The sequence below is a fragment of the Croceicoccus naphthovorans genome (assembly GCF_001028705.1).
GTDB lineage: Bacteria > Pseudomonadota > Alphaproteobacteria > Sphingomonadales > Sphingomonadaceae > Croceicoccus > Croceicoccus naphthovorans.
On the sequence record NZ_CP011770.1, the window covers coordinates 1033370 to 1043321 of the forward strand.

6 protein-coding genes and 1 pseudogene are annotated in these 9952 nt (G+C 63.9%); 4 read left to right on the top strand and 3 right to left on the bottom strand.

Annotated features, from left to right (window positions below; genetic code table 11):
• Positions 1–6: 6 nt before the first annotated feature.
• The gene (locus tag AB433_RS05215) at positions 7–2694 is read right to left on the bottom strand and encodes a TonB-dependent receptor (protein ID WP_047820204.1); all 2688 of its coding nucleotides are present in this window, start codon (positions 2692–2694) and stop codon (positions 7–9) included.
• A gap of 297 nt (positions 2695–2991) precedes the next feature.
• Between AB433_RS05215 and typA the strand changes: the two genes are divergently transcribed.
• Positions 2992–4812 (top strand): translational GTPase TypA, encoded by a 1821-nt coding sequence (typA, locus tag AB433_RS05220; protein WP_047820205.1) that lies wholly within the window; start codon positions 2992–2994, stop codon positions 4810–4812.
• A gap of 1 nt (position 4813) precedes the next feature.
• On the opposite strand, the gene AB433_RS05225 is transcribed toward typA, so the two are convergent.
• A complete protein-coding gene (locus AB433_RS05225) occupies positions 4814–5569 on the bottom strand; it encodes an SDR family oxidoreductase (RefSeq protein WP_047820206.1) in 756 nt (251 codons plus the stop codon).
• A gap of 278 nt (positions 5570–5847) precedes the next feature.
• Between AB433_RS05225 and AB433_RS21640 the strand changes: the two are divergent.
• The 3 genes and pseudogenes from AB433_RS21640 (at position 5848) to AB433_RS05240 (ending at position 8604) form a co-directional block, all read left to right on the top strand.
• Positions 5848–7463 (top strand): annotated as a pseudogene (locus AB433_RS21640) (gamma-glutamyltransferase family protein).
• Positions 7464–7508: 45 nt separating this feature from the next.
• Entirely contained in the window at positions 7509–8132 is a 624-nt protein-coding gene (locus AB433_RS05235) for a 6-phosphogluconolactonase (RefSeq protein ID WP_047823372.1), read from the top strand.
• 100 nt (positions 8133–8232) lie between these two features.
• Positions 8233–8604 (top strand): NUDIX domain-containing protein, encoded by a 372-nt coding sequence (locus tag AB433_RS05240; RefSeq protein ID WP_053058999.1) that lies wholly within the window; start codon positions 8233–8235, stop codon positions 8602–8604.
• Here the strand turns inward: AB433_RS05240 and hemN are convergent.
• Entirely contained in the window at positions 8601–9950 is a 1350-nt protein-coding gene (gene hemN / locus AB433_RS05245; RefSeq protein ID WP_245626588.1) for an oxygen-independent coproporphyrinogen III oxidase, read from the bottom strand. The two genes, AB433_RS05240 and hemN, sit on opposite strands and share 4 nt — an antisense overlap.
• Between the last annotated feature and the right edge of the window lie 2 nt (positions 9951–9952).

Here is a 9952-nt window from a genome sequence, read left to right on the forward strand (position 1 = left end):
GCGGTATCAGAACTTGTAGCGCGCGGTAACGCCATACGTGCGCGGCTGGTTCGGATAGCCCGAGATGCTGAGCGGCTGGATCGGCGTGTCGAAGATCGACAGCAGGTACCTGTCGTTCAGCAGGTTGCGGCCCCAGACCGAGACTTGCAGCCCGTTGTTCATCGCATAAGTCAGCGATGCGTTGACCTCGTCCACCTCGCGCTTGAACTGGGTGGAGGCGGCGATGGCGGCATCCTGACCGAAATCGATGAAGCCCGGCAGGCCCTCTACGATCGCGACCTGCGATTCGTAGTGATAGTCGCCCCGCGCGATTAGCGCGTCGCCGTTGCCGAATTCGTGCGTGTACTGCGCCGACCATGTCGCCGAAATCGGCGGCACCCCTGCAACTGCCGTGCCTGACAGGTCACCCACGCCGGACAGCGGGAAGTCCTTGTACTCGCTGTCCAGATAGGTGACCGCCATGCGCAGCAGCAGCGGATCGACCGGACGGACCGAACCGTCGAACTCGAAGCCGATCACTTCCTGCTTGCCCGCATTGGCAAGGAAGAAGCCGGTGCCGGTGAAGATGTTCGACTGGAACCCGGTAATCGCCTGTTTGAAAGCGGCAAAGGTGAAGTTTACCGGTCCGAAATCGCCCTTCAGGCCGATCTCCCAAAGTTCTGAATCCTCGGCCCCGGCAAAGCGGCTGCCCGAACCGACCACTGCCGGCACGGCATCGCCCAGCGCGGCAAGGTCTGCAGGGGTCGGGCGGCTGTCGCGTGACAGGTTGACCGACGGTGCCTTATAACCGGTGGCATAGGTGATATAGCCGTTCAGGCTGTCGGTAATGTCATAGGCGGCGCGCAGTGTGACAGATATGTCGCTGTCGCTCAGCTTGCCGCTTTCGACCGCGTTGGGCACGTTCACGAAAGGCGGCAGATACTGCAACGCGGCCAGATCGCCTATCGGCGCAGCGGCGGCGGCGGCACCGGCGGCAATCGCCTGGAACTGTTCAGGGTTCGATCCCGCGAACGCCATGATCTGTTCCGGGGTGGCGAAACCGCTCGGCACCATCAGGATGCTGCCGATGGTTTGCGAGATGCCCGCCTGCGTCGCCCCGGCCTGAAACGCGTCCAGATCGAGCGAGGAGAACACGTCGGTACTGGTGACGTCGGTGGCGAAGGTCTTCTTGTCCTTCGTATAGTTCATGCCCGCCGTAATCGTCAGCCGGTCGGTCGGCGACCAGTCGAGCTGGCCGAACAGGCTGATCGCCTTGTTGTCGAGCGAATAGGCCTCGTCCAACCCGCGATTGGCGATGAAGAACTGTTCGTCGAAGCTGACCGGCTGGCCTGCCTGCTGGCTGGCCAACTGGCCGAAGAAATCCTCCAGCCCGTCGACCGTGAAGGCCCCGTCGCTCAGCGCAAAGATGCCCGCGTTGGCAAAGGCGCGCAGGTCATTTCCATAGAACAGCTCGTTCTTCTGATCGATGCTCTCATCGAAATAGAACGCGCCCAGCAGCAGGTCGAAATCGCCGAACGTCGCCGTCGCGCGAAGTTCCTGCGTGAAGGTGCGGATCGACAGGTCCTGGAAATTGCGGTTGATCAGGTCTGCGCTGGTAAAGTCTGAGTCCTGATTGGTTACCGCGTCGACCCCGCGATAGGCGGTGATCGAGGTCAGGTTGAACGGGCCGAAGCCAAAGTCCACCTGCCCGGAAACGCCCCAGTTCTCGATATCGTTGCTGCTGGGGAAGTTCGAATAGATCACGTCGGCATAAGGATCGGCCGGGTCCGAATTGCCCGCGCCAAGGCCGAACGGGGCCGGGGCGGTGATGATCGCGCCCAGCTGGCCTTCCTGAAGCAGCACATTGGCGCAGCAGTCTTCATCGGTCTTTTCGTAATCGCCGATCAGGCGGACCTTGATGAGGCCGTTGGGTTCGAACAACAGCTGTCCGCGCGTGAACCAGCGGTTGCGTTCGTTCGTGTCGCCCCCGGTACCCAGATCGTCGATATAGCCGTCACGTTTGTTGATGCCGCCGCCGATGGACGCGGCGATGGTCTCGCTGAGCGGGCCATAGACGTTGGCCTTGGCGACCATCGCGTTGAAGTTGCCGTAGCTGACTTCGGCTTGTCCGCCGAAGTTGAAGCGAGGCTCTGCGGTGACGACCGAGATCACGCCCGCGCTGGCATTTTTGCCGAACAGCGTCGACTGCGGCCCGCGCAGCACCTCGATGCGTTGCAGGTCGGGCAGGTCGTTGATGCGCGCGGCGGAGCGGGAGCGGTAGACGCCGTCGACGAAGACGCCAACGGACGGTTCGATGCCGGCGTTGTTCGCGCCGTTGCCGAAACCACGAATGATGAAGTTGGTATTCGCGCTCGACTGCAGCTGCGTCACCTTCAGCGAGGGTGCAATGCTGGTGAGGTCCTTCAGGTCGCGAATCTCGGCGCGTTCCAGCTCCTCCTCGGTCGTCACGGTGACGGCGACGGGGGTGTCCTGCAACGTCTTGGCGCGCTTGGTCGCGGTAACGATGATCGTGTTGCTGTCCGCGGTGGGTTCGCGGGCGTCAGGGGCCGGTTCCGCGTATTCGGCGGGCTCTGCATATCGAACGTCACCTTCGGCGTCCTGTCCGAAAGCGGGCGCCGTGGCCAGCGCGGCAACTGCCGTACCGCTGGTCAAGACATAACGAGCGGCGATCCTACCGTTACGAATCGGTTTCATCGGCAATCAATCCTCTTCACATGCAACTGACAGATATTGCTTGATTTTAGTATGTTACTGTCAGTTTCTCCTAAGGCAAGGCTAAGCGAATCGGGTTTGCGGGGCAATGAATGAATGAGGCGCGCGCGTTGGCGGCGTAATATTGTTACACACAAGTCACGGTCGGGTTCGATGCATCTGTGCTTGCTGCGCTGCGTCATATCGTCTAGGGCGCGCGCGCTTTGCTGGCGGGAACGATCCCGCGACAGGCACCGACACCCTTAGACTTGTACCGCATCTTCAAAGGCCCACGCCCTTATGTCCGCCGATCTGCGCAACATCGCCATCATCGCCCACGTCGACCATGGCAAGACCACGCTGGTCGACCAGCTTTTCCGCCAGTCCGGCACGTTCCGTGACAACCAGCGTGTCGAAGAACGCGCAATGGATTCCAACGACCTGGAAAAGGAACGCGGGATCACGATCCTTGCCAAGCCGACCTCTATCGAGTGGGAAGGCCTGCGCATCAACATCGTCGACACGCCCGGCCACGCCGACTTCGGTGCAGAGGTGGAGCGTATCCTGTCCATGGTCGACGGCGTCATCCTGTTGGTCGATAGCGCCGAAGGCGCGATGCCGCAGACGAAGTTCGTGACCGGCAAGGCGCTGGCACTGGGTCTGAAGCCCATCGTTGTCGTCAACAAGATCGACCGCCCCGACGGTCGCCCCGCCGAAGTTCTGGACGAAGTGTTCGACCTGTTCGTGAACCTGGGCGCGAATGACGAGCAGCTGGAATTCCCGATCCTCTACGCGTCGGGCCGCAACGGTTATGCCAGCGAGGACATCGACGCGCGCGAAGGCACGCTGACCCCGATGTTCGAACTCATCCGCGATCACGTTCCGTCGCCGGGTCTCGATACCGAAGCGCCGTTCAGCTTCCTTGCCACGCTGCTTGACCGCGACAACTTCATGGGCCGCGTTCTGACGGGGCGCGTCCAGTCGGGCACGATCCGCGTCAACGACCCGATCCGCGCGCTCGATATGGATGGCAAGGTTCTGGAAGTCGGTCGTGCATCCAAGCTGCTCTCGTTCCGCGGTCTGGAGCGCGTGCCGGTAGACGAAGCCCGCGCCGGCGACATCATCGCGCTGGCCGGGATGGAAAAGGCCACAGTCGCCAACACCATCGCCGATCCCGCCGTGTCCGAGCCGATTGCCGCGCAGCCGATCGACCCGCCGACGCTGGCGATGCGCTTTGCCGTCAACGACAGCCCGTTCGCGGGCCGCGAGGGCGACAAGGTGACGAGCCGCATGATCCGCGACCGCCTGCTGCGCGAAGCGGAGACCAACGTCGCCATCCGCGTGACCGAGTCCGCCGACAAGGACAGCTTCGAAGTCGCCGGTCGCGGTGAACTTCAGCTGGGCGTTGTGATCGAGACGATGCGCCGCGAAGGTTTCGAACTCGGCATCAGCCGCCCGCGCGTGCTGTTCGTCGAAGAAAACGGTCAGCGCACCGAACCGTACGAGCAGGTCGTCATCGACGTCGACGACGAATTCTCGGGCACGGTCGTCGAGAAGATGCAGCGCCGCAAGGCAGAGCTGACCGAGATGCGCCCGTCGGGGCCGGGCAAGACCCGCCTCGGCTTCCGCGCCCCTTCGCGCGGTCTTATCGGTTATCATGGCGAATTCCTGTCCGACACGCGCGGCACGGGTATCATGAACCGCCTGTTCGACAGCTATGGCCCATACAAGGGTCCGATCGACGGTCGCCAGAACGGCGTATTGATCTCGAACAGCACCGGTGAAGCCGTGGGCTACGCGCTCAACGCGCTGGAAGAGCGCGGCATCCTGTTCGTGTCCCCGCAGGAAAAGGTTTATGAGGGCATGCTGATCGGCGAGAATGCCAAGCCCGACGATCTGGAAGTGAACCCGCTGAAGTCCAAGCAGCTGACCAACTTCCGCTCGACCGGCAAGGACGACGCGATCCGCCTCACCCCGCCGAAGAAGCTGACGCTGGAACAGGCTATCGCCTATATCGACGATGACGAGATGGTCGAAGTCACGCCGCAGACTATCCGCCTGCGCAAGGCGATCCTCGACCCGAACGACCGCAAACGCGCCCGCCGCAAGGTCGACGCGTAAGTCAGGCGTTTATCGGGCCCACCAGCCAGTGCGGGTGGTGGGCTTCGTCGAAGACGTTCCAGTCACCGGCGGCGAAGGCTTCGTCGTCGGTGCCGGTCAATAACCAGTAGAGAAATTCCGCCACCCGTTCGGGGCGGAGCAGCCTGCCGTCGGCCTGAAACCCGCGAAACAGTGCGGCGGAAGGGTTGGTGTCGGCGCGTGCGGCATCCTGCATCGGGCCGTCTACCACGCCCGGCATGGCCGATCCGACGATCACGCCGCCTCTCGGCAGATCCGCGTTCCAAGCGGCCTTCGCCATCAGCAGTGCGGCCTTGGTAATCGAATAGAGCCCGCCGCCCGGATTGGTCCGATAGGCAGAGCCCGACGACAGGTGCAGCACACGGCCCCGTTCGGCCATGCGCGGCAACAGGTCGCGCGTCAGCAGGATCGGCGCGTCTAGATTGATCGCCATCGTTCGGCGATAACCCTCGTCGGTCAGGTCCTGCATCCGGTCATGCGGCGCGATGGCGGCGCTGTGCACCAACGAGCGTACCGCAAACCCCTCTGGCACAGCATTGCAGGCCGCGCTGCGCCCGTCCGGCGTGCCGAGGTCGCAGGGCAGGACCGTGATGCGGTCGGGGTCGGTGGCGCGTAACGCCTCCAGTTCGTCCGCTCGCCGCGCCAGCCCCAACACGTGGTCGCCCTTTGCCGCGATGTGGGCGCACAGCGCCCTGCCGACACCGCTGCTTGCTCCGGTCACGACGTGGATTTCGGGCATGGTCGATCCTTTCGCTCGGCAAATTGGGCTGTGCAGACGGGAATGGCAAGGGTGGGACAGTTGGTATAGGCTGAAACCAAATGGGCGGACATGCAGGAGCACAAATGATCGGCAAGAGTGCAGCGGGATTGATCGCGTGTCTGGCGGCGTTCGCTTTGGCGGCAACGGCGCAGGCGCAGGCGCAGGATGGCGCAATCGACAGGGCCAGCGAAATCGGCGGCGGCGCAAGGCCCGTCGGCGAGGATTGGTCGCGCAGCCCGGTCTATGCCCAACATGGCATGGCCGCCACTGCGCATCCGCTGGCGACCCAAGTCGCGCTCGATATCCTGAAAGCGGGCGGCAGCGCGGTCGATGCGGCGATTGCGGCCAACGCGGCGCTGGGCCTGATGGAGCCGACCGGCAACGGCATCGGCGGCGACCTTTTCGCCATCGTGCTCGACCCGAAGACGGGTGAACTCAATGGCATCAACGGATCGGGTCGTTCGCCACAGGGGCAGACGCTGGCCGACCTTAAAGCGAAGCTGGGCGATGCGACATCGATTCCGCCCGTCGGTCCGTTGCCGGTAACCGTGCCGGGGACGGTTGATGCGTGGTTCGAAATGCACGGCCGCTACGGCAAGCTACCGATGAGCGAAGTGCTGGCCCCCGCAGTCCGCTATGCCCGCGAAGGGCACCCCGTCGCACCGGTGATCGCCTATTACTACGCAGGCAGCTTGCGCTCTTTCGAGCGGCGTATCGACATGATCGGCGAATTCGACAACGCACGCAGCGTCTGGTTCAGCGATGGCGCGCCCAAGGCGGGCGAGGTTTTTCGCAATCCCAAGCTGGCCGACACGCTGGAAACTATCGGCCGCGACGGGCGCGATGCGTTCTACAAGGGCGCGCTGGCTCGCACGATGGCGGCCTATCTCGAACGCGTCGGCTCTGCGCTGCGATACGAGGATTTCGCCGCGCACCGCAGTCAGTGGGCGGAACCGACCTGCGTAGCCTACAAGAAGGGCTACGAACTGTGTGAGATGCCGCCAAACGGGCAAGGCTTTGCGGCGCTTCAGATGGTCAACATCCTGAAGAACGTCGATCTATCGCGGTATCCGCGCGGATCGGCGGAAGTGCTGCACTGGATCCCAAGCGCCTCGCCTTTGCCGACGTCGCGCGCCACTACGCCGATCCTGATTTTGCGCCGTTTCCGGTGGAATTGCTGTCCGACGCCTATGGCAAGGAACGCTTCGCCTTGATCGATCCCACGAAGGTGGGCGAAGGCTATGCACCGGGTATGCCGCAGATGGAGGGTGAGGGTGACACGACCTATCTGACCGTCGCCGATAAGGACGGCATGATGGTCAGCCTGATCCAGTCGAACTATCGCGGGATGGGTTCGGGCCTGTCGCCCGATGGCCTCGGCTTCATGTTTCAGGACCGGGGGGAACTCTACAGCCTCGATCCCAAGCATCCCAACGCCTATGCGCCCGGCAAGCGCCCGTTCCAGACGATCATCCCGGCCTTCATCAAGAAGGACGGCAAACCGTGGATGAGCTTTGGCCTGATGGGCGGCGGGATGCAGCCGCAGGGGCATGTACAGGCTCTGGTCAACATCGTCGATTTCGGCATGAACCTGCAAGAGGCGGGCGATGCCGCGCGGTTGTTCCATGATGGTGAGCGCCAGCCGACCGATCCGCTGACCGGCCCTGCCGCGACGCCAAAGGGTGTTCTGTGGGTTGAACCCGGTATCTCCGCCGAAACGGTCGAGAAATTGCGCGCGATGGGCCACGATGCCCGGTACGACCCCAGTGGCGTTCCTTTCGGCGGGTATCAGGCCATCGCCCGCGATCCGGAGACCGGCATTTACACCGGTGCGACGGAAATGCGGAAGGACGGGATTGCCGCCGGATACTGACGCGGCCACATGCGTTGGCATGGCAAACGCCCGACAGGAGACCGCATGCTCACCGAAATCGCTTTCCACCACGACCAGACCGACGCGCAGATTGCGGATTGGCTGGCCGACAGGCTGCGGCGCGATCTGGGCCAGCGCGATGGTACGGTGGCGATCACGGTGCCCGGCGGGTCGACCCCGTTTCCGATCTTTGCCGAACTGGCGAAGCACGATCTGATCTGGGATCGCATCGAGATATGGCCCGGTGACGACCGCTGCGTTCCCGCCGATCACGAGGCAAGCAATTACGGTCGGCTGGCCGAGGCCCTGAAAGATACGGGCACAAAGGTCGTGCCGTTGGAAGAGGGCAGCCAGCCCCCGCATTTCGCGCTGGCGTGGCTGGGCATGGGGACGGACGGGCACATTGCCTCGCTGTTTCCCAACACCGATCCGCAAGTCGATGATGACCGGCAGGTCCGCCGCCTGACCCCCGATCCCTTGCCGCCCGAAGCGCCGTTCGACCGCGTGACGATGACGCTGCCCAAACTGCTGAGTGCCGAGAGCCTGATGTTCGTGATTCGTGGCGCGGAAAAGCTGGCTTTGTTCGAGGCGGCGGCGAAGGGTGAGAATGACCTGCCCGTCGCCCGCCTGCTGGGCCATGCGCGCGGCGAAGTGGCTTGTTTTGCCTGACATTCCTTTTGCCGGTCTGATACCCGCACCGCTACATCGCAGGTTGCTGCGGGTGGCGGAGCTGGTCCGGCGGCGTTGGTGGGCGTGGCGAAAGCCCCAAATGCGTGGGTGCGCCATCGTGGCGCGGCGGGCGGACGGGCATGTCCTGATGGTCCGCCATTCCTATCGCAAGCGCGGCGAATGGCACGTTCCTACCGGCGGCGTGCGCAAGGGGGAAGCGCCAGAGGTAGCGGCACGGCGCGAACTGGCCGAAGAGGTTGGCGTGGCGGCAATCACGCTCACCACTGTTCATGTCGAGGAGATCGATCTGCACGGCGCACGCAACAGCGTGACCGTATTCGCCGCGACCTACAAAGGCGAACCGCGGGCCGACGAGCGCGAGATAGCCGAGATCGGGTTCTTCGCACCCGATGCCCTGCCGGATGCGGCTCCCGCATGGGTGCGCAAGTATGTGGCGGTTGCGGTTGGCTAAACCGCGTTGCTGAAGTTGCGTTGGCTGTCTGCGCGGTGCCGGTCGAAACAGGCGGCGATCCCGCGCGCATAGGGCAGGGCATCGGGGGCCAGCACCAGTTCCCCATCGATCAGGGTGCAAAGCCCCTCGGCAAAGAAATCGGCCAGTCGGGGAGAGGCGCTGCGCAGCATGTCTTCGTCCACCGCCGCGCGACCCTGACACAGGATGCCGGTAATCACCGCTCTGCGCTTCTGGTCGTTGGCATCGCGGGCCACGCCGCGCGCGGTCGGCTGGCGACCGGCGGCGATCAGTTCGCGGTAGGCGCCCGCGTTCTTCTCGTTCTGGAAAATGCCACGCGGAAAATTGCTGATCGCGCTGGCACCCAGTCCGATGGTGACCGGCGCGGCATCGTCGGTGAAGCCTTGAAAATTCCGGTGCAGATGCCCGCTCAACGCCGCGCGGGCCAGCGGGTCGCCGGGCAGGGCGAAATGGTCGAATCCGACCGGCTGATAGCCCAGATCGAGCAGCCGGTCGTGGCCTTCCTCCATCATGCGGAACCGCTCGAACGCGCCGGGCAGGGTGCTGCAGTCGATCCGGCGCTGGCGCGGGAACATCGCGGGCAGATGGGCAAGGCCGAACAATGCGATACGGTCGGCCCCCATCCGCGCCGCCTGATCCAGCGTAGAGTGCAGCGTATCGAGGTCTTGCCCCGGCAATCCGTACATCAGGTCGAAGTTCAGCGAGGTCACGCCTGCATCGCGCAGCATGTCAACCGCGCGTTCGATCAGTTCGATCGGCTGGACCCGCCCGATGGCTTGCTGGATCGCCGGATCGAAGGTTTGCACGCCAAGGCTGGCGCGGGTGACGCCGACGTGGGCCAGTACTTCGCGCCAGGGTTCGGTCAGGCTGCGCGGGTCGAGTTCGACCGAGAGCGTCGGGTCCGCCAGCGAGAACGCCACGGTCAGCGTGTTGACCAGCCGCACGAATTCATGCGGCGCAATGGCATTGGGGCTGCCGCCACCGAAAGCAATATGCCTCACCCGGGCACTGCGTGGCAGCAGATGCCCCACGTGGGCGATTTCGGCGGTCAGAGCTTCCAGATATGCGGCCAGGCGTTTCTGCCGGTTCGCCGCGCCGGTGTTACACCCGCAATACCAGCAGATTTCGTGACAATAGGGGATGTGGACATAGAGCGAGACGTCGCCGGTTGCGTTATCCAGCTCGGCAAGGAAGTCGTCCTCGCCCGCGTCGCCGAACTCGGCCGCGGTGGGATAGCTGGTATAGCGCGGCACCGGCACGGCCAGCAGTTCGGGAAGATATCGCCACATAACGAGGGTCGGTTCTATCCACTCGTGCGCGCCTTGCATTG